Below are 20,341 nucleotides of genomic sequence, written 5' to 3'. Positions count from 1 at the left end.
GCGGCGAGAGCGCTGCGCTTCTATAAGGGCAAAAGCTAAAAGCAGAGCGGGCTACACTCTGCTAGATTCTAGCGCCTAGAGCCCTGAGATTACAGACACTGCAACAGCAGTATTGTAGATAATGCCAGTGACTTGACTCCAAAGCGTTAAGTTGTCTTTATATTCAGTATCTAATGGAACAACTATGGTATCGCCAGGTTCTATAGCACTGCCACCATTAAACCAGAAGGATGTGGTTGGCATTTCGACCGAGCCATCAGCCCTTAAAATATATGAGCGGGATTCATCGGCACGTTTACGCGCGCCACCAGATAATGCTAAATATTGGTCGAATGTTAAACCTTGTTTATATCTATGTGTGCTTGGATGCTGTACTTGGCCCATGACTGAAACGGTTTGATTAGTCGCAGGAATATACAACGCATCCTCATCTTCAAGCATTAGGTTAGCACTATCAATACCCAGTTGGATTGCATTGATATCAACAACTAATCGACCGACAGTTTTAACATTTTCAAGCTGATTTAACATCAGCTGCGCATCGTTATAGCCAATGGTTGGTGTATCTTTTGTCAACGCTTTAGCGGCGATTTCACGACGCAATTCATCAGCAAGTTTTGATAACTCAAGCTGCTCTTTATCTTTTACTGACTTACGCAAAAATACGGCACTGCGAGGAGCGGCATCGCTTGTCAAACCACCTGCGCGAGAGATCACTTCTTTCAAGCTTTCGCCACGCTGAATACTATAAGTACCGGGGAACTTAACTTCACCCTTGATAGCCACCCAGCGAGTCTCCTGCCAATCAGGAAGCGTGCGAACAGTTAGGATGTCACGGCTTTGAAGTATGACGTTTGCAGTTGGCACATTTTGCATGACCTGATCTAAGCTCAGCTGCATATGTTCGACCGATACACCGTTTTGCTCAGAAACATTTTGACGAGTCAATTCAGCAGAAAGTGTATAGGCACCTTCTTCTAAACCACCAGCCGCAATGAGTAATTCTTTAACATCGCCATTAATAGTAATGGGGTATAGGCCAGGAAAACGCACATTTCCATTGATGCTGACTAACTTAGCGGCATCGCCGAAACGACTCTGCTCTCTCAGTTTTTTAACTATAGGTTTTAATAACTCTTCACGGTCTGCGTAATCAAAAACAATGATTGAATCACGCGGATTTAGCTTAGGATTATAATGTGATTTAGGTTCTGCTATCGCTCGTCCAAGCGCAATACGCTCCACTTGAATATCACCGCGTTGATTTATTTCACGGACAAGTAAGGAATAATCCAAATCAGCGGATATGGTTAGATCCCCCCAAACTGAAGGGAGTAAATCGGCAACAGTTAAACCTTTCGTCCATTGATATTTGCCCGGGCGAATAACAGCGCCTGCCAGAGTAATCGCATTATCAATACGGCTAGAGGCAGATCTTACATTTAAGAGGTCGCCATTTTTGACTAAAGTGTTTAGTCCTAAATTTTCTGTTAAATCAACACTCACTACAGTTTTAACTGATTCATTACTATAACGTTCGACTGTACTTGCTTTTGGATATGCGCCCGGATTTAGACCACTGGCCATGCGAATAACATCAGCCATGGTTTCACTATTTTTAAGTTCATATATAGCAGGACGACGAACTTCACCAATCACGCTAACTGAACCACCTGAAGATGGAATAAACACAACATCACCCGATTGTAAACGAATATCCCCAGATGCATCACCACGCAGAAGTAAATCATAGAGATCTAGGCGACCTACTGTTTTACCTGCTCGTTTAATTTGTATGTCACGCAAGCTACCAATTTGATTCACACCACCGGAAATAAATAATGCTTGAGTGATCGTCGATAAACTAGAAACAGTGTAGGAGCCTGGTTGAAAAGCATCACCAGCAACAAAGATACGAATTGACCGTAATTCGCCCATTGTGATATTTGACTCAATGCCAATCATACTTTGGCTAATTTTTTGCTGTAACAATTCGCGTACTTCAGAAAAACTCAAACCAACAAGCGATATTGGCCCTAAACCCGGAAATTGAATTGCTCCATCACGACCAACGGTTAGCGTGTGCTGGTTATTCTCTTTACCAAACAACTGAACATTTAAGCTATCACCGGGACCAATCATGTACTCAGCAGGCACTGGCACATCGCTAACTGGTGCAAAAGTGCTTGGCGAACCCGCAAAGAGATCGTAACCAAAACGCTTTAATTGATTTTCTTTTTTGTCTTCAATAGCTTCAACCTTTGCCTCTGACTTCGTCGCCTGGTTTAGCTGGTCACTTTCAGATTGGTCAACTACATCATTATTGGCAGCACGTGGAGTCACCACAGTTGGATTTTCAACTACTGTTTGAGCAGCTGAACCACCAGTGATCATCGAAGGGTCAACGCCATATTGACGTGCTAGCCTTTCTTGTTCTGACTTAGGTAAAGCTTTGAACTGCTCGATCATCTGTGGAGATGGCGTAATGGCATTAGCCTGCGCGCCCATCAAAATCGCGGCACTTATGCCTAGTATGATGAATTTTTTGACTTGTCGTAGCACCAGATATCTCCGTTTATAAAAATGAGTCAAAGCTTATTATTGGATTTTTAGAGGTAAAACCTAAGTTTTAGATTCAAACACTCGGCAATCAAACGCCATTTAGAGTGTACAAAAAACTAACGATTCTTTGGGGTAAATATTGGATTGTTTACATCATCAAGCAGCTACGGTTAATCCTATCATGGCTGAATAAAGGTAAAATTGGACATCTTAATGGCTATTGAGGCTCCCTGCATTACTCATTTAATGAAGAAACTGTTTTTCGATAAATATCCCTATATACCAGCCAGTTCGGTATCCGTACCTCTCGTTCGAGGGATCAACCTGCGGTTTCTCACCTTTCAGACACGCTACCGCCCATAGATTGCGGCTTCTATATTGCCCTTCGCGACGCGAAAACTCATATTTTTCATGTAATAAAACCTCATCATTCTTTATAAAAAGAATTACAAGGCTCCAATCCATTTGAATTTCTAGCGAGTGATATCACCACTCTTGTGGGAAAAACACGCCAAATTATTAATTAGAACAAGACTATCGCAGCCTAAACCCAATAGTCACCTAAACGTTAATGCAGGCCTTAAGCAGCTAAGTTTGCGCATCAACTAAAGATTCATTTTTAACAACATACCAATGACGTTAAGAAGAATAAACGACAATCTTAAAGTCTGGTTACATAAGTTTACTTCAAACCCGAAAGCTTGACTGGTTAATTAACAAGCAATTGCAAGTCAATGTTTCAAATTTTAGAGATAAATTAAAATCTTAATGATTTCAATTTCGTGAAAACCCATAAAAACCTTATTATTTAATAACTTAAAAAAACGTTATCCATCTCTGGCAAAAAGCCTTAATAATAAGAATAGTCAATTTCTTACAAATATTTCATCTTAATTCTTACAATGAAACTTGTGTCAATTAGTTAACTACAAACTCTTTCAACCGTTTGCTCAGGTACAGTAACCGTCTTTATCTGCCCCATAATGTTAAAAAGAACATGGCAACGTTTATTTGGGCATTTTTCTTGAAAAATGCCTTCGAGATCAACAAAGGGCCCATCTGTAAAACGAATTTTTTCCCCCGTTTTTAGCTCTAATTCTTCGGCTAATACTGTTTGGGAAGGCGTTAGTTCTTTCATGCGAATGGCATGGATAATTCTGTCGTCAATGGGCGTCATTTTCTCTTGACAATTAACGATTCGATTCACACCACGAGTAGAATGGACCTGCCTGACACTTGTCTGGCTTGGGTCAAAATTGATGAATAAATAATTTGGAAATAGTGGTACACGACAAACTTGTTTGCGCCCGCGCTGAGATTTCTCTTCAGAGACCATAGGCAAATACGTCTCTAAATTTTGAAGTGCTAAGTTTTGTTGAGCTCTCGCTTCACTACGAGGTTTACAATACAAAAGGTACCATGCCTTCATAAGCTAATCTCACTACCCTATAAATAAGTGATGTCCATTCACGGGTCGCAATCATAGCAAAGATGCTCAAGTCGGTGGAAGTAATTTTTCGACTATTCCAGTCTCTCGCTCGGTATGCATACAATGACGCTCACATTAACTAATTCATAATTAAAATCACAACACTATACTGCTGATAATGTCACCACTTAGCTTACCAAAATTGACTTTGGTTGCTTTTAAGGGGTATATAAGGTGGGATTTTAGCGAAAATACTCATTTTACTGCTAAATACATTACTTTTATTATAAGAACGTAACAATAACCCATACGTAACTAGCGGTTATTCAACAATTAATGAATGCTATAGCGCGAATTAATGGTTGATTAAACCTGCAGGCGATATTGGGACGAGCAACAACCATTTTTCTGTGGTGACATCATCCTGTTTCAGGGGCCCACAGGCAATCACGAGCTTAAGGTGGAAGACTTCATGAGCGTAGCAAAACCACAAGGAACGATGCTTGGGCATCCCAAGGGATTGTTCCTGCTGTTTACAACAGAACTTTGGGAACGATTTAGTTATTATGCAATGCGTGCCATTTTGGTGCTGTATTTAGTTGATCAGGTGGGTAAACAAGGCGGTGGCGGCTTAGGATTTAGCCAAGCTGACGCTTTATCCTTATATGGTACTTTTACTGCGTTAGTGTATTTAACGCCGCTGATTGGTGGTTGGTTAGCTGATAATTTTCTGGGACAGCGCAAAGCCATTTATTTTGGTGGTGCGTTAATGGCGGCTGGCCAATTTATGCTAGCTGCGCCTCATGCTTGGTTTCCTGGCATTGAAACGACAATTTTTTATATCGGTTTAGGTACCCTCATTCTGGGTAATGGTTTGTTTAAGCCGAACATTTCCACTATGGTGGGCGATCTCTACGAGGAAGGTGATCACCGTCGCGATGGTGCATTTACTATTTTCTATATGGGAATCAATTTAGGTGCGGCATTATCCGGCTTTATTGTTGCTTGGGCTTATACTAGCTTTGGCCACACTGAAATGGTTAATGGCCAAGAGGTTTTTGTTAATAACTGGCAGGCAGGTTTCTTCTGTGCTGGTATTGGTATGCTGCTATCGCTGGTGATTCAATTTTTATTTGCTCAAAAACTGTTAGGTAACATTGGTACCGTGCCAGCGGCCAAGCTGGAACGTGAACGCCAGGCTAAGCTAGGCAATACCCGTAAAGAACCACTTACTAAAATTGAGCGTGATCGTCTCAAGGTGATTATGGTGCTGGGTTTGTTCACGATTATTTTCTGGGCGGGCTTTGAACAAGCGGGCGGGTTAATGAACTTATTTACCAATGAGTTTACTGACCGTTACATAGGTACTTGGGAAGTGCCCACGACTTATTTCCAATCGCTAAACGCTATTTTTATTGTGTTATTTGCCCCTGTAATTGCTTCTATCTGGATCCGTTTAGGTAAAAATGAACCTAACTCGCCAGTGAAATTTGCCTTAGGTTTGTTCTTATTGGCGATTGGCTTCTTGTTCATGATTGGCGCTGTGGTTGAGATGGGTAGCGATCCTACAGCTAAATCAAGCATGTGGTGGTTAGTGGGTGCTTATTTCTTCCATACTATGGGTGAATTATGTTTGTCACCTATTGGCTTGTCTATGGTGACTAAGCTTGCTCCACTGCGTATTGCCTCTTTGATGATGGGCGCTTGGTTCCTGTTTATTGCGATGGCGAACAAGGTTGCAGGGGTCGTAGGCTCTTTGATTGGTCACGGTGGTGGCAAAGAGGAACAACTTGCTAATGCTATGTCAATTTTTGCTGGTATCGCGATTACAGCGGCTCTGTCTGGCGTGATCCTGTATTTTATGGCTGACAAATTAGTCGATTGGATGCATGGCGCAGAAACCAAGCATCACACTGAAGCCGAAGCCTTAGAAAGTGAAATTGCAGTGACGGCTGAACATGAAGCGATAAAACGTTAATAATCCTGTTCGACTGTTTTTGATTGTTAAAACAAAACGCCTTACTCGCAAGAGTAAGGCGTTTTTGTTAAGTCATCTATTCAGTTACATACTCAATTTCGCCAAAGCGTCAAAAAAACTAAAGGCTTAACTGTAGAAAACCACCAGCAGGTAGCGTTGCATCATAGACTAAGCCCTTAAACTTGTTATCAAGTAAAGCTTGTTTATGCTCAGGCTCACTTGTCGCAATACACAACTGTTCTTGCGGTAAAATACTTCGGAACTGAATGCTCGGTTTACCCCAATCCAACACGCCAAGCTGCAGGCTCTCAGACAGTGCTAACGGGCTTAATCCCTCGTCATTACGCAGATAACAACGCAGCCCCTTACCCGCCTGTGCAATAGCAGCACGGTACTTAGTTAGCTCAATGGCAACATAAATCATATCGGCTTTGATATCGAGACCAGATTTCACTAAACGCTCGTTCAAATAGCTCATCATGTTAAAGGGTTCAATAATGCTTTGATTCTGGCCATTTCGAAAATCTTTAAGCTTCTGATTAACAAAACTTCTCAGCAGAACGCAGGCAAACGCGGCTCGATTATCCTCAGGATACAAATGGGCCATGTACATAATCAGGTGATCACTGCCAACCATAGTTGAATCAATGAAATAACTGCTTATATCGCTATTTTTATAAAGGCTATAGTCAACCTTGGCTGCCGGATAACTAATATTTGAAGCGGGAAAGAGTTGTTGCTGAACTTGTTTTGCTGCAGCAACACTTTGCTCAAGCAATGCTAGATTATCACTTAATTCTTGGTTAGATAGCGCGTCAAAATCTGCGGCTTGAGTATCATCAATGTAGGAACTATGAAGGCTTTGTTTAATGGCTTGTTCAATAATAAATAAATCAGATACTGGCTTAACAAGATAATCACTGGCGCCAATGCGTAAGGCTTCTACGACGTCAGCCATGACATTATTACCCGAGATCACAATAGAAGGCACTAAAGGTGCTAACCTTGTCATTTCCTTAAGCATATCGAGCCCACCAAGCTTAGGCATACTCAAGTCTGCGAGAACAATATCGAAGCGCTGCGATTTAAAAACTGACAATCCTTGTTCACCATCACAGGCTTGTGTGACTTGCGCACCTCTGCTATCGAGAAAGCTTGCAACAATCTGCCTAAACACGGGGTCATCTTCAACTAAAAGAACCGCAACACCATTTAACGCCATAAAGGTTCCCGAATAAAGTTCATCGCATAGCCATTACTCAAGTGAATATGCCAATAACAAAATTTAACAAGGCTAGCATTTGATGACTAAAGACAAATGCTGTCAAGTACGGCCAATAGGGTTACTCAAGCTCCTGCATATACTGATCGAGCAACTCATCATCATCTTGCTTTTGAGGGACATTACCATCATAGACTTTATAGTCCATGTGCTGTAAATATGCATCTTTGACAAAGGCATAGGGATCGAGTGCATTATCAACAAGTCGCTCTTGATCGATTGCTGATGCTCTAGAATGAAGGTTTTTAAGTCCCCATTTAACAATGGATTGCCACATTGTTAACTCAGACAATGGGAAGTATAGACCATCAACCCAATCAGACGCGAGTTCTCGCACAACATAAGGACCCGCAAATGGCGCCATGAAGTAAGGTCCATTGGGCACCCCATAATAACCCAGCACTTCATTAAACTCATCTTGCTTGCGGCTCATACCCATCATGTCAGCGACATCAATGACACCTAATAAGCCGACAGTAGAATTGATTGTAAAGCGTCCACCGGCATTAGCTGCCCAGCCCCACTTACCCTGCAGCACATTGTTTACTAAGCTGCTAGGTTCCTCTAAATTCTGTACAAAGTTATTGATACCTGTTTTAGCAGGCGTAGGAATATAATCGTTATAACCATGGGCTACAGGACGATATAAATATCTATCTAGGTAGAGATAGTTGAAGTCCCACATAGCTCGGTTAAAGCCTTCGAACGGATCGCGGGGATCATCATAGGTAATTTGTACCTTAGCAGGTGTTTCCTGCTGAATGGTATCTGATAGGGATACTTCAGCCGATTGCACTTTAGGCAACAGCATTAACCCCAAAGATAATCCCATCCATTTTAACTTCATATCGCTCTCTTAATATAAATGTACAGTTTAGACATCAAATTTTCGCTAAAGTGACAATACAAAAATGACGATATAAAGATAATTCGTCTTAGTGGCATACTATCCAGTATGACAGTTCCTTTGTCACAAGGCGCATAAGCATACTTGGCAAAAAAAATTGGTCAATTGTTAATTTTACTAAACGAATGTATCGCAGGATAAACTATATAAGGTCATTAAATGGAGTCGATTCCACTTGTCAGCAGTCAAAATTCGCAGTTACACACTGCGATGGCTAACACTGATGCCCTCAATGCTACTCCACGCCCCATTCCAGCTCAGGTGCAAACATCACCTGAGGGAGATAGTATTATTCTAAACGGTACAGAATATAATTTAAAGCTAGTTAATGCTCAACAGCGGCAAATATTGTTGACTGCTAATAGCTTTTTAGTCACGCCCAATGCTCAGAACAGCTCAACTCCAACTACGATAGTGCAAAACTCCACTAGCCAACTACTTGCGTTAGCTATACCTCTCGTACTGAAAATTCCTGAGGCAGTGATCAATCTGGCACAACAAAATGGCATATCTCAGACGCAGCTTTCAACGCTCGCGGCTCGCACACAGGGCTATCCATTACCAAACGTCACTATAGTTAACAAGGAGCTTCAATTTGCTAATGGTACCGTTGTAGCACAAGATCCTGGACCCCAGCTGAATCAAGGTGAATTCATCGCTAAAATAGCCTTTCAACAAGGGCGCCCTATTTTATTACTCACCCCAATACAGAGCAAACTCGAAATCATAATTGGGGCGCCAGTAAATGAAACTCAGGTTCCCACAAATAAACCATCTTCTGATCTTGTGATCGCGAAAATTGAACCAGCCCAGATCATTGCCTCCTTTCTAAAAAAACTCGAAAATATCAACTTTCTGCCTGAGCCCACAAAACAAATGGTCACGGCCAAAGTCGATATAATGCAGCTTCAAAGTAAAGTAGATGCTCCATCAGCGCCTACTGCGACTGGCTCACAGAATATCTCTAACGCGCAAGTCATAGCGCCAACAACTAAAGACCTAGGTCAGATCAGCACCCAAAACTCAGCCCTTGGAAATCGACTTGTGGGTCAATCACCAGCATCACAAATGGGTGAAAACGTAAATAGCAAAAACGGGTTACCTCAAAGCTCAAAAACGTCACAAGAAATCCTAAGTGTGAGTCCTACAGACATAAACAAACTTAAGAATATTTTAGGATCCAGTAACCAAAAGAGTGAACAACAAGGCAATGATGCTAAGACTGACACTTCGATAAAAGTGGCCGATGTCTTACAAAAAGCGTTCAATAAAGCGGGGGCACTTCCTATTGAGTTATCCCGTTCTAATAGCAGCTCGAATTTAGCATCTGAGTTATTGAAACACCTACCGCATTTAGGGCTACCACCACTGAGCCAATTAAATGATATCGATGAACTCAAAGCCAATATTCTCGGTCTAGCGAGTCTAAATCTTGCTACGCCTCAATCAAATCAAGCCTCTATGCTCATGAATGGGAGTGCAATTACCTCACTTTTTCAGCTGCTACTTGGCTTTAAAGCCAATAACAATTCGAATTCCATGAGCAAAAAGCTTGCCGACTACCTTGAACAGTTACAAGCTAAAGTGGGCTTCTCCACTAAACTTCTTGGGCAACTGAGCAAAGCAGGAGGCCTTGATAGCATGGGACTATTAGCCTCTAACCTGCATTTATACCAACAGGCAAGTAATGAGAGCGCTGGCAATTTGGTGTGGTTCTTCGCCCTGCCCTATGGCATTAACCAACGACAGGAGCAACTAGAAGGGAAATTTGAGCAAGAAGCCGATCCTGATGACCCAGATAAAAAAACAGGATGGCGTTTACAACTGAAGTTTAATCTAGCACAAGGACCTCTGCTGATTTCAGCCCAAAACCACAATCAACAATTAGATATCCAGTTTAAAGGCAATAGTCAGATACTACTTAATAAGGTTAATAACTTTTTAACGCCCTTAAGCCAAAAACTATCACAACTGGGTTTTACGCCTGGTGAATTATCAACTCAAATAGCGCAAGTACCAGCAACCTTATTACCTGGTGATCATTTCCTCGTAAAGACAAAAGCTTAATGAGTGACAATGTTCCAACACTAATATTGAGTTCATTATACAAAACATTGGGAATAACGATATGAGCGAAGAGAGTGAACCTAAACAAGCTGTCGCACTGAGCTACGATGGCCGTAACGCTCCTAAAATAGTTGCGACTGGTGAAGGGCTTATCGCAGAAGAAATTATTGCCTTAGCTAAGGCTAACGGCGTTTATATCCATCAAGATCCCCATCTGAGCCATTTTTTGCAATTGCTAGAGTTAGGAGAGGAAATTCCCAAGGAGCTTTACCTGCTTATCGCCGAACTGATTGCATTTGTGTATATGCTCGACGGTAAATTTCCTGAGCAATGGAATAATATGCATAAAAAAATTGTCGAGAAAGCATAAAATAAAAAAGCTAATTCAGAAAAATTAGCTTTTAGTGTTCAATTGGCTACCGATTACTTACGATGCAGACGGATCAACAGCTCGGCTTCAGCTTTAGGTAATTCGCATTCCTTAATCAACTCGTCAACGCCAGCACCAAGCGCGACCATCTTCATGGCTCGAGTATAAAGTTTTGCCTGTGGATCCTGTTGAGTCGTCTCTTCAATCCGTTCAGACTGTTGCAATATGCGTTTCTCTAATTCAATAACACGACGGCCTACACCGATTGTGCCACTGCGTAATTCTTGCAATTCGCGTTTAAAAGACTCTCGCTGCCGATCGCCCTCTTTAACTAACACAGTCAATGCCTCAACTTTGCTTCTTAATTTACTCAATTGCTTTTGTAAAAAGAGTACTAACCCTAAGCATGCGATGACATAAACTAACGCTGCGATCAAAAATTCATCGCCCATCAAAAATCCTTATACACACTCAAAGCCATAGATTAGGAGCTGGCTTACAATTGAGTTATCTATTCCAAAGTGCTCACTTAACGTCACCAATATCATTGGCCATTGTTCAAGCTATGATAAAAAGACTTCGTCTACCCATAAATCGTAAATACTCAACATCATCGATTTATTCGCAAATAAACAAAATGGCTGAATGAATTCTAATCATTCAGCCTTATCACACTCATTGATTAGATCTGAGTCAACTCGGCCCATTCTTCGTCGGACAATAATTTGTCGAGATCAACTAAGATAAGTAATTCATTGTCGCGATTGCTCACGCCTTGAATAAACTTAGCACTCTCTTCCGTTCCAACATTAGGCGCATTGTCAATTTCAGAGCGGCGCAAATAAACCACTTCTGCAACACTATCAACTAAGATACCAATGACCTGTTTTTCAGCTTCGATGATAACGATTCGAGTTGAATCATCAACTTCAGCAGACTGCAATCCAAAACGTGAGCGGGTATCAATTACAGTAACGACATTACCACGTAAGTTAATGATGCCTAGTACATAATAGGGGGCACCAGGTACAGGAGCTATTTCAGTATAACGCAGCACTTCCTGCACTTGCATTACGTTGATACCATAAGTTTCATGGTCCAACTTAAAGGTAACCCATTGTAATACTGCATCATCTTTACTTGCAGCGACTGCTGCTACATTTCTTGTATCTTTCATGTTTACCTCAACCAATTGAGTCCTGACAACCTAAACCCGCATTAAGCATTTCAACTAAGGCTTGTACGTGCAAAATGCCACACATCTGTTCTTTCACTACACCTGCTAACCAAGGACGTTTACCCGCTTGACTACGCCAGTTGACTTGCGACTTATTAATTTTTACCGCATTGACCAAGGACTCACAAGTCAATCCCCAGTTACTGCCTTCTAATAATACAAGATATTGATAATTTACTGATTGCGCCAGTTTATCTGTGTATTTTTCTGGCATAACCCACGCACAAGTATCAACAATGTTCAATTGCTCCTCCCTATGCGTCTGTACACCAAGAAACCATGCGGGTCGACCAAAGATGTGGTTTATCCGCTCAACTTTTACTATTCCGCCTAAACTCACCAAAGGCACAGCCAATGTCAACCCTGCTACTTTAAAGAATAGTACCTGAAACTCATCATCGAGCACTTCTTGCAAATCTTTTGTCACACTCGGAGGCGTAATGCCGACTTGTGTTTCTGGCACAACCACTGGCTCAACGATTTCATCAGCAACGGTTTCATTAACAACAGGCTGAGCTTGTGGTACTTCTACCACAACAGGTTGAACATCAATAGGTGGCACTATCTCTACTGAAGGTGGTATCGGTTCTAACCTTGCAGTCTTTAGTACTGGCGCGAGTAATTTCTCTAACGCTTGCTTATTCACTTGAGCTACAACCTGGCTTACCGGAGCAACAAACTCATGTTGTCTTGGCGCCGCTTTTGGCTGCAACTGCGCAGTAGGCGTTATGGCCTTCTCTACATTCTGCGGTGCAGCAGTGCGACCATTTTCAGCCAAAATTGCCGCATCGAGCAATGCTGCCTCCGTTTGATTAACGGCAACATTTTGATTTGAGTCTGCTTTTACAATGCTTTGAGGGGAAACAATCTGGTTTGGACTGTCGTCTTCCTGCAGCAATAATGCGAAAAAATCAAAAACAGTTTCATCAACCGATTTTGACATGGCCAAACTCCCCAACTAATAAGAAATCTAATAATCTTTCATAGGCTTTAACGCCGCGGCAACCACTCGCATAATGCGATGCTGGTAAATGTGCCAAACTGGCATCTCTAAACTTAGTGTCTACTGGAATAACGTCTTTCCACAAAGTATCACTGTATTCGGCACCAAGAACTTGCAAAGCCGCAGGTGATGCTTTGGTGCGTTTATCGTACATGGTTGGCACAACAGTGTAACTGTAGCGCGTCTTCTTAGATCGCCCCATTAACTCCATTGTTTTAATCATCCGCTCTAGCCCTTTAATGGCAAGAAACTCCGTCTGCACAGGAATAATGATATGCTGACTTGCTGCAAGCGCATTGACCATTAATACCCCGAGTACGGGTGGGCAATCAACGATAGCAACATCATAATCATCAGCAACCAGTGCTAATAAATTACGTAGTACTAATCCCATTCCCTCTTGATGACCTAAGGCTCTATCTAAGGTAGCCAATGCCATAGTTGCAGGCAATAAATCCAAACCATCGACTAAGGTTGGCACTACATGAGATAAAACGAGTTCCTTAGAAAGGTTTTTATGGGCAAGAAAAACATCAAACAACGAGCCTGGAACCTCTTCAGAATCAATACCTAAGTAATAACCTAACGAAGCATGTGGATCGGTATCTATCATAAGAACACGCTTACCACGCTTAGCTAATGTTCCCGCTAAACTCGCTACCGTCGTGGTTTTACCTACGCCACCTTTTTGATTCGCTATGGTCCAGACTTTCAAGAAGTGACCCCTATCTATACTGGTTAATACGCTAATGAACTAGAAAATTGTGAGTTCACAAATTCTAAAAATTACTGCTCTTTTCTGGTCGTGACTCGAATGCCGCCATTGGGCAAACTAATCACTTTGACACCATCGGCATTCTCAGATATCACCACGGGCAGCATCTCTGCATTTTGGGGGGCAATTGTCTGAGAAACAGCTTTAACCTCTTTTTCTGGCGCTTGAAGCTGTTTAGGAATAGAGGATTCCAGATTAGTTTTTTCCTTCGCCGTATCTATTTCAGTATCTAGTTTGCTCAGCAAAGGCGGAATGCTATTTTGTACCGGCTCAGGACCAATCGCTACAGCCTTCTGCTCACCAGGAGCCGCTAATTGCAACATTGCTTTAGTCTGATCGGGATGAGACGCTAACCAAGTTGCAATGGCCTCAGCCTGTTCGTCAGGTACCATTAACAGCACCTGAGTCGATTCCAAACGTTTTACATCCGCCTGCAGCAAACTATTCTTACGCTTGTAATCAAGGCTTAAGGCACCAAGAACCAAAATGGCTATGCCCATCAACAAGATGATGAGCACACTATTTGTGCTCATCGGATATTGGTTTTTAGACACGAACAGACTCTTTTAAAATACATTCGGCCATGTTATCTAAGGCTATCGACTGGGTGGCAATCCCTGCACTCGCAACGGCTTGTGGCATACCATAAACCACACAACTGGCTTCATCTTGCGCCCAAATGGTTGCGCCTACAGCTTTCAACATACGTGCGCCTTCTCTGCCATCCGCCCCCATGCCAGTTAATACAACAGCAAGCACATCACCACTAAAGGCTTTAGAAGCAGAAGCAAAGGTAATATCCACACAGGGCTTATAATTCATATCAGCACTGCCTGCGATAACTTTTAATCGGCCACTTGCTCCAGTACGTTCAACCATCATTTGCATACCACCTGGCGCTAAATATGCGCAACCCGGTTTAAGAAGATCGCCATTAGCGGCCTCTTTCACTTCAATCTTACATAAGCCATTTAAACGACTCGCAAATGCAGGGGTAAAGGCAGCAGGCATATGCTGGATTAATAAAATAGGATGCGGATAGTTTGCCGGAAACTGCGTGAGTATTTTTTGCAGCGCAACCGGACCACCAGTAGATGTACCGATCAGCAATAATTTATACTGTTTACCACTTGCACGAATCGTCGTTGCCGTTGAGGTTCTAACAGGAGCTGCGACAGGCGTATGAGCCGATATACTCGTTGTACCTAAAACGCTACCTGTTGGACGCACGCTAGGTGTTGGCGCGACCACAGGACGTGCAATCGGACGAAACATTCTGCGTCGTCCCAATGCCTTAACTCTTTGTTGCAACAATAAAATGGCATCATCTTTGTTGGTCGCAATATCTTCAAAACGTTTAGGCAGAAAATCTAATGCACCAGCATCTAAAGCGTCTAACGTTGCTTTAGCGCCATCATGGGTTAAAGAAGAAAACATCAAGATCGGAGTCGGACACTTAGCCATGATTTCACGAACAGCAGTAATACCATCCATGACAGGCATCTCAATATCCATAGTAATAACTTGGGGATTAAGCTCAGCAGCCAACTTCACCGCTTCGGCCCCATTTGAGGCCGTCGCGATAACTTCCAGTTCAGGATCTTGATTGACTATTTCACTAACACGTCGTCTGAAAAAACTTGAGTCATCAACGACTAATACTTTAATGGCCATTCCATTCCTTAGCTTGGAAACTAATTCTTACTTTTCGCATAATGCTTTAGCAATCCAGGAACATCTAAGATCAGTGCAATACCACCATCCGATGTAATTGTCGCACCAGCCATCCCAGGTGTGCCATGTAACATAGCGCCAAGAGGTTTAATAACGACTTCTTCTTGTCCTATTAAGGCATCCACTACAAAACCAATTTGCATCATGCCTAATTGCACGATAACCACATGACCATGCTTTTTATCGCCATGTTTAAAGGTGGTTTTGTTTCTATGTAGCCAGTGTTCCAAATAGAACAAAGGTACGGCCTTATTACGCACTATGACAGTCAGTTGCCCATCAACAATATTGGTTTTTGTGAGATCGAGATGGAAAATCTCATTCACGCTAGATAGAGGTAATGCAAACACTTGTTTAGCGACATCGACCATTAAGGTTGGCATAATCGCCAGTGTTAGCGGTACTTTAATCTCAAGTATCGTTCCCTTACCTTTCATGGAATCAATATGTACAGTGCCATTCAGCTGGGTGATACGAGTTTTTACCACGTCCATCCCAACACCACGGCCTGAAATATCTGAAATCTCAACTTTAGTTGAAAAACCTGGTGCAAAAATCAAATTATAGGCTTCGCTGTCTGTCATCCGCGAAGCAGAATCTTCATCGAGCACACCACGGTTTATGGCAATTTTTTTGAGTTTTTCAGGATCCATGCCTGCGCCATCGTCTTCGATTTTCAGCAGTATATGGTCGCCTTCCTGACTTGCAGATAAGGTAATCGTTCCCGTTCTTGGCTTACCACTAGCTTCACGCTCGTTTGGCATCTCGATACCATGGTCCACAGAGTTACGCACTAAGTGGACGAGTGGATCGGCAAGCGCTTCAACGAGGTTTTTATCTAAGTCAGTTTCTTCACCGACCATGATCAAATCAATTTCTTTGTTTAGTGTACGAGCAAGATCACGTACCACCCGAGGGAAACGACCAAACACTTTCTTGATCGGTTGCATACGGGTTTTCATCACAGCGCCTTGCAAATCGGCAGTAACGAGATCTAAGTTCGCGAGAGCTTTCGACATCTCCTCATCATCACGGCTGATGCCTAAGCTCACCAATCGATTACGCACTAACACTAACTCACCCACCATATTCATGATCTGGTCGAGTCGTGCAGTATCTACACGTACCGTTGTTTCACCCTGAGGCACATTCGCAGAGCTAGCCTTAGCAGGTGCTTTATCGACAACCGCAATTTCCACCTTAGGTTTTGCAGCAACGACTGGGGCAGGAGCTGGTACTGCGGCTTTTACTGGCGCAGGAGCATGTGGTGCAGCAGTAGGTGCTACAGTCGAAACAGGGGGCGTAGGCGCTTTTACTTCAGCTTTCGCAGGTGCTCCGCCTTTCCCATGGAGTTCATCGAGTAATCGCTCAAACTCATCATCGGTAATTTCATCAGCATCTACAATCGGTTGAGGCGCAGGTGTTGCCACAACCTTAGGCTTAACAGGCACTTCAGCCTCAGCTTTAAATTTACCTGAGCCATGAAGTTCATCCAGTAACGCCTCGAACTCATCATCAGTGATGTCATCACCTGATGTTGAAGGTGTTTTAATTGGTGCAGCAGGCTTGACAGCAACAGGCTCAGATACAAATGTGGTAGCAGCGACCGCAGGTCCCTTTCCTGAACCATGAAGCGTATCCAATAAAGCTTCAAATTCAGCATCATTGATATCATCGATACTTGAAGACGTATTTTCAATGGAAGATGAGTTATCACTTATGTCAGCAGGGATTTCTTGAAGGGTAGGAGTATCAATAATGACTTCAACAACAGGTTCTGGCTCTACAACCTTGGCAGAAGCGACTTCAGATGGCAAAGGCGCACCTGAACTGAGCATTTTAAGTCTCGCTAACAAACCTGAATCGGCGGGGTCTTGTTGCTCGCCCTGCTGGGTTTGCGCAAACATGGTATTAATTGCATCAACAGCCTGCAAAATAATATCCATCAACTCTGCGTTAACGCTACGCTTGCCTGTCCGCAATAAATCGAAGGTATTCTCAGCCTCATGACAAACATCAACCATGGGAGTTAAGCTAAGAAAGCCAGCGCCACCTTTAACGGTATGAAACCCTCGGAAAATGGCGTTTAGCAAGTTTGTGTCATCAGGATTATTTTCAAGCGCAACGAGTTGCTCTTGCAGAAGCTCTAAAATTTCACCGGCTTCGATTAAAAAGTCCTGGAGTATCTCTTCATCTACATCAAAGGCCATCAAATTGACTCCCAGTTAGAAACCCAGACTCGATAGAAGATCATCCACTTCGTCTTGACCCGTTACTACATCTTGACGAAGCTCGGCATTCATTATCGGCCCTTCCGCTTCAATATTATTTTTCTGAGCAATCTGACTTTCAATCATAGGCTGCTCACCAAATACCGTCAGCATAGAAACCAGATTACTTTCAACTTCCATTACTAAATCAATAACACGGCGTATCATTTGCCCTGTTAAGTCTTGAAAATCTTGCGCCATCAATATTTGATTCAGCAATTCACGTAATCGAATCGAGTCGTTTGAACTACGGGACATAAGATCTTGGACATCGTGACAAAGGCCCTTAAATTCACTCAGTGCTATCTCGCGTCGCATTAATTTGTCCCAAGATGGCATGACTTTTTGAATATTAACCGTTACGGCATTGGCCAAAGGTAAACATTCTTCAACCGCATCCATGGTTTTATTTGCCGCTTGTTCAGTCATGTCAATAACGTAATTTAAACGTTGCTTGGCATCGGGAATTTCTGTATTGGCTAATTCAGAAAGACGATTATCAACTTGAAAATCCATCAGCGCACTATGAAGTTGCCGAGTTAATTTACCTACTTCTTCGAATAATTCTCGTTGCAGTGGAGCAGCAAGCTCCCGAAATAAATCATCTGCCTGACTTTGCTCACTTGCACTTAATAATTCAACTAAATGCTGAGCTTGCTCGAGCGTGATGAGCCCTGATGTTTGTGACTTCATAGCTCATCCTTGCTCAAGCGAGTCGTTCGAATATTTTATCTAACTTCTCTTTCAGCGTTGCAGCGGTAAAAGGCTTAACCACATAACCATTCACTCCCGCTTGAGCGGCAGCAATAATCTGTTCACGTTTTGCTTCAGCAGTTACCATTAATACGGGTAAATGCTTTAGCGAATCATCAGCGCGAATTGCTTTTAACAGATCGATTCCTTGCATACCAGGCATATTCCAATCTGTAACAACAAAATCAAAATCCCCCTTTTGCAACATCGGCAGGGCTGTTGAGCCATCGTCTGCTTCTTGGGTGTTATTAAACCCCAAGTCTCGCAACAAGTTCTTGATGATACGCCTCATTGTCGAAAAATCGTCAACAATGAGAATCTTCATATTCTTGTCCAAGGTTTCCTCCGGTGAGCTGACATTCTGTGCTCGATTAATAATTATACTTATGTCCAGTGCTTGAGTTTAGCTTTCAATCGCAACATTGCCTGACTTAATATCTGGCTAACCCGCGATTCACTGACTTCAAGAATGGCGCCAATCTCTTTTAAATTCAATGCTTCATCGTAGTACAGGGATAACACTAATGCATCTCTTTCAGGCAATAATTTAATTGCCTCAACCAGAGCAGAATGAAATTGGTTCTCAGCTAATGCTTCAAATGAATCATCATCGGACCGATCACTCACTGTAAGTATATCCTGAGATACGCCTAAATCTTCTATCCCTATGATTTTTCCGACAGAAACATCGTTAAGAATATGATGGTACTCATCGAGCGTCATATCAAGTTTTTCTGCAATTTCTGTGTCGCGTGCATCACGGCCCAGTTCTTGCTCTAACTCATCAATAGCGTGTGCAACCTTACGATTATTTCGATGAACGGAACGAGGGACCCAGTCGCCACGACGAATTTCATCTAACATGGCTCCACGTATGCGTATGCCGGCGAAGGTTTCAAATTTCGCACCCTTGCCACCATCAAACTTGGATGATGCTTCTAGTAACCCCATCATCCCAGCTTGGAGTAAATCATCTAACTGCACAGATGCAGGTAGTCTGGCGAGTAAATGATGCGCAATTCTTTTAACCAACGGAGCATACTGTTCAACGATCGACGATTTATTGTCTAAACAAGTATACGCAGCGGCTTTATTCACTCGTTTTTTCCTCTTGAAAATCTGGTCGTTGTACTAAACGCTCAACGAAAAACTCCAAATGCCCACCAGGTTGCTGCGGCACAGGCCAACTCAAAATTTTATTTGCCAATCCTTGATACGCAATTGCCGCTGGTGATTTAGGATAAGCTTCAACCACCAATTTTTGTTTACGAACAGATTTACGTAAGTTTTCGTCAAATGGAATCGTAGCGACTAATTCAAGTGCAACATCTAAAAATCTGTCGGTCACTTTACTGAGTTTAGCAAATAATTCCATACCTTCGCGTAAACTACGCACCATATTGGCAACTATTTTAAAACGGAACACGCCATGCTCACGGCTGAGAATTTTAATCAGGGCGTAGGCATCGGTAATCGAAGTGGGTTCATCACAAACAACGACTAGCACATCCTGCGAAGCACGTGAGAAACTGAGCACCATATCTGAGATCCCAGCAGCAGTATCTACGACTAGAATATCAAACTGAGTCCGCATCTCACTAAATGCACGGATTAATCCAGCATGTTGCGCAGGGCTTAATTCCACCATCCCCTGTGTTCCTGAGGTGGCAGGTACTATGCCTATCCCCTTAGGACCACGCACGATAATATCGTCAAGCTCTGCATCACCAGAGAGAACATGAGAGAGGTTACGCTCGGCACGAATACCCAGCATGACGTCGACGTTTGCTAAGCCAAGGTCAGCGTCAAGTACCAAGACACGCTTGCCTTTTTCGGCTAATGCCACAGCAGTATTAATAGAAACGCTGGTTTTACCCACGCCTCCTTTACCACCAGTGACCGCGATTACTTTCACTTTTTCGTTATAGGGTTGATTCATCATACGTAAACCACTTGCTTGATCCAGGGTCATAA

General features: G+C 42.7%; 18 protein-coding genes. 3 read left to right on the top strand and 15 right to left on the bottom strand.

Annotation, left to right across the window (positions count from 1 at the left end; genetic code table 11):
• Positions 1-75 precede the first annotated feature (75 nt).
• The gene (locus L5M38_RS08765; protein ID WP_263178856.1) at positions 76-2,562 is read right to left on the bottom strand and encodes an SLBB domain-containing protein; all 2,487 of its coding nucleotides are present in this window, start codon (positions 2,560-2,562) and stop codon (positions 76-78) included.
• 922 nt (positions 2,563-3,484) lie between these two features.
• Entirely contained in the window at positions 3,485-3,991 is a 507-nt protein-coding gene (rfaH, locus tag L5M38_RS08760) for a transcription/translation regulatory transformer protein RfaH (RefSeq protein WP_105251953.1), read from the bottom strand.
• A 472-nt stretch (positions 3,992-4,463) separates the two neighbouring features.
• Here rfaH and L5M38_RS08755 point away from each other — a divergent pair, with 472 nt between their 5' ends.
• Positions 4,464-5,969: a peptide MFS transporter gene (locus L5M38_RS08755; protein WP_028761163.1), complete on the top strand. Its 1,506-nt coding sequence runs from the start codon at positions 4,464-4,466 to the stop codon at positions 5,967-5,969.
• A 118-nt stretch (positions 5,970-6,087) separates the two neighbouring features.
• On the opposite strand, the gene L5M38_RS08750 is transcribed toward L5M38_RS08755, so the two are convergent.
• A complete protein-coding gene (locus L5M38_RS08750) occupies positions 6,088-7,191 on the bottom strand; it encodes a response regulator (RefSeq protein ID WP_263178821.1) in 1,104 nt (367 codons plus the stop codon).
• A gap of 121 nt (positions 7,192-7,312) precedes the next feature.
• Positions 7,313-8,098, bottom strand: coding sequence for a VacJ family lipoprotein (locus L5M38_RS08745; protein ID WP_028761165.1), 786 nt, complete (start codon positions 8,096-8,098; stop codon positions 7,313-7,315).
• Between the two features lie 219 nt (positions 8,099-8,317).
• Here L5M38_RS08745 and L5M38_RS08740 point away from each other — a divergent pair, with 219 nt between their 5' ends.
• Both L5M38_RS08740 and L5M38_RS08735 read left to right on the top strand, forming a co-directional pair.
• Complete coding sequence (locus L5M38_RS08740; protein WP_263178819.1) at positions 8,318-10,225, top strand: hypothetical protein; 1,908 nt, start codon at positions 8,318-8,320, stop codon at positions 10,223-10,225.
• Between the two features lie 61 nt (positions 10,226-10,286).
• Complete coding sequence (locus L5M38_RS08735; protein ID WP_028761167.1) at positions 10,287-10,595, top strand: EscU/YscU/HrcU family type III secretion system export apparatus switch protein; 309 nt, start codon at positions 10,287-10,289, stop codon at positions 10,593-10,595.
• Positions 10,596-10,648: 53 nt separating this feature from the next.
• Here the strand turns inward: L5M38_RS08735 and L5M38_RS08730 are convergent, their stop codons facing one another.
• The 11 genes from L5M38_RS08730 to L5M38_RS08680 form a co-directional block, all read right to left on the bottom strand.
• Entirely contained in the window at positions 10,649-11,047 is a 399-nt protein-coding gene (locus L5M38_RS08730; RefSeq protein WP_028761168.1) for a DUF2802 domain-containing protein, read from the bottom strand.
• A gap of 230 nt (positions 11,048-11,277) precedes the next feature.
• Positions 11,278-11,772 carry a chemotaxis protein CheW gene (locus L5M38_RS08725; protein WP_006082380.1) on the bottom strand — a complete coding sequence of 165 codons (495 nt, stop codon included), beginning with the start codon at positions 11,770-11,772 and terminating at the stop codon, positions 11,278-11,280.
• A 7-nt stretch (positions 11,773-11,779) separates the two neighbouring features.
• Positions 11,780-12,775, bottom strand: coding sequence for a chemotaxis protein CheW (locus L5M38_RS08720; protein WP_263178818.1), 996 nt, complete (start codon positions 12,773-12,775; stop codon positions 11,780-11,782).
• Entirely contained in the window at positions 12,759-13,550 is a 792-nt protein-coding gene (locus tag L5M38_RS08715) for a ParA family protein (RefSeq protein ID WP_028761170.1), read from the bottom strand. The genes L5M38_RS08720 and L5M38_RS08715 overlap by 17 nt, the downstream gene beginning before the upstream one ends.
• A gap of 71 nt (positions 13,551-13,621) precedes the next feature.
• Positions 13,622-14,143, bottom strand: coding sequence for a membrane anchored protein in chemotaxis locus (locus L5M38_RS08710; RefSeq protein WP_263178855.1), 522 nt, complete (start codon positions 14,141-14,143; stop codon positions 13,622-13,624).
• A gap of 13 nt (positions 14,144-14,156) precedes the next feature.
• Positions 14,157-15,284, bottom strand: a complete 1,128-nt coding sequence (locus tag L5M38_RS08705) for a chemotaxis response regulator protein-glutamate methylesterase (protein WP_212600925.1) — start codon at positions 15,282-15,284, stop codon at positions 14,157-14,159.
• A 20-nt stretch (positions 15,285-15,304) separates the two neighbouring features.
• Complete coding sequence (locus L5M38_RS08700; RefSeq protein ID WP_263178816.1) at positions 15,305-17,554, bottom strand: chemotaxis protein CheA; 2,250 nt, start codon at positions 17,552-17,554, stop codon at positions 15,305-15,307.
• A gap of 15 nt (positions 17,555-17,569) precedes the next feature.
• Entirely contained in the window at positions 17,570-18,307 is a 738-nt protein-coding gene (locus L5M38_RS08695; protein ID WP_263178815.1) for a protein phosphatase CheZ, read from the bottom strand.
• A gap of 13 nt (positions 18,308-18,320) precedes the next feature.
• A complete protein-coding gene (gene cheY / locus L5M38_RS08690) occupies positions 18,321-18,704 on the bottom strand; it encodes a chemotaxis response regulator CheY (RefSeq protein ID WP_007649667.1) in 384 nt (127 codons plus the stop codon).
• A gap of 47 nt (positions 18,705-18,751) precedes the next feature.
• Positions 18,752-19,465, bottom strand: coding sequence for an RNA polymerase sigma factor FliA (locus tag L5M38_RS08685; protein ID WP_028761175.1), 714 nt, complete (start codon positions 19,463-19,465; stop codon positions 18,752-18,754).
• Entirely contained in the window at positions 19,458-20,339 is an 882-nt protein-coding gene (locus L5M38_RS08680) for a MinD/ParA family protein (RefSeq protein ID WP_006082389.1), read from the bottom strand. The genes L5M38_RS08685 and L5M38_RS08680 overlap by 8 nt, the downstream gene beginning before the upstream one ends.
• Positions 20,340-20,341 lie beyond the last annotated feature (2 nt).

This window comes from Shewanella sp. SM101, assembly GCF_025654465.1.
Lineage (GTDB): Bacteria > Pseudomonadota > Gammaproteobacteria > Enterobacterales > Shewanellaceae > Shewanella > Shewanella oncorhynchi.
This window is presented reverse-complemented; position numbering and strand designations above follow the sequence as displayed.

Coding starts and splice junctions, on each gene's coding strand:
- L5M38_RS08755 (WP_028761163.1), top strand. CDS start 4,464: ATGAGCGTAGCAAAACCACAAGGAACGATGCTTGGGCATCCCAAGGGA.
- L5M38_RS08745 (WP_028761165.1), bottom strand. CDS start 8,098: ATGAAGTTAAAATGGATGGGATTATCTTTGGGGTTAATGCTGTTGCCT.
- L5M38_RS08730 (WP_028761168.1), bottom strand. CDS start 11,047: ATGGGCGATGAATTTTTGATCGCAGCGTTAGTTTATGTCATCGCATGC.
- L5M38_RS08705 (WP_212600925.1), bottom strand. CDS start 15,284: ATGGCCATTAAAGTATTAGTCGTTGATGACTCAAGTTTTTTCAGACGA.
- L5M38_RS08695 (WP_263178815.1), bottom strand. CDS start 18,307: ATGAAGTCACAAACATCAGGGCTCATCACGCTCGAGCAAGCTCAGCAT.
- L5M38_RS08700 (WP_263178816.1), bottom strand. CDS start 17,554: ATGGCCTTTGATGTAGATGAAGAGATACTCCAGGACTTTTTAATCGAA.
- L5M38_RS08710 (WP_263178855.1), bottom strand. CDS start 14,143: ATGAGCACAAATAGTGTGCTCATCATCTTGTTGATGGGCATAGCCATT.
- L5M38_RS08735 (WP_028761167.1), top strand. CDS start 10,287: ATGAGCGAAGAGAGTGAACCTAAACAAGCTGTCGCACTGAGCTACGAT.
- L5M38_RS08680 (WP_006082389.1), bottom strand. CDS start 20,339: ATGACCCTGGATCAAGCAAGTGGTTTACGTATGATGAATCAACCCTAT.
- L5M38_RS08750 (WP_263178821.1), bottom strand. CDS start 7,191: ATGGCGTTAAATGGTGTTGCGGTTCTTTTAGTTGAAGATGACCCCGTG.
- L5M38_RS08725 (WP_006082380.1), bottom strand. CDS start 11,772: ATGAAAGATACAAGAAATGTAGCAGCAGTCGCTGCAAGTAAAGATGAT.
- rfaH (WP_105251953.1), bottom strand. CDS start 3,991: ATGAAGGCATGGTACCTTTTGTATTGTAAACCTCGTAGTGAAGCGAGA.
- L5M38_RS08740 (WP_263178819.1), top strand. CDS start 8,318: ATGGAGTCGATTCCACTTGTCAGCAGTCAAAATTCGCAGTTACACACT.
- L5M38_RS08720 (WP_263178818.1), bottom strand. CDS start 12,775: ATGTCAAAATCGGTTGATGAAACTGTTTTTGATTTTTTCGCATTATTG.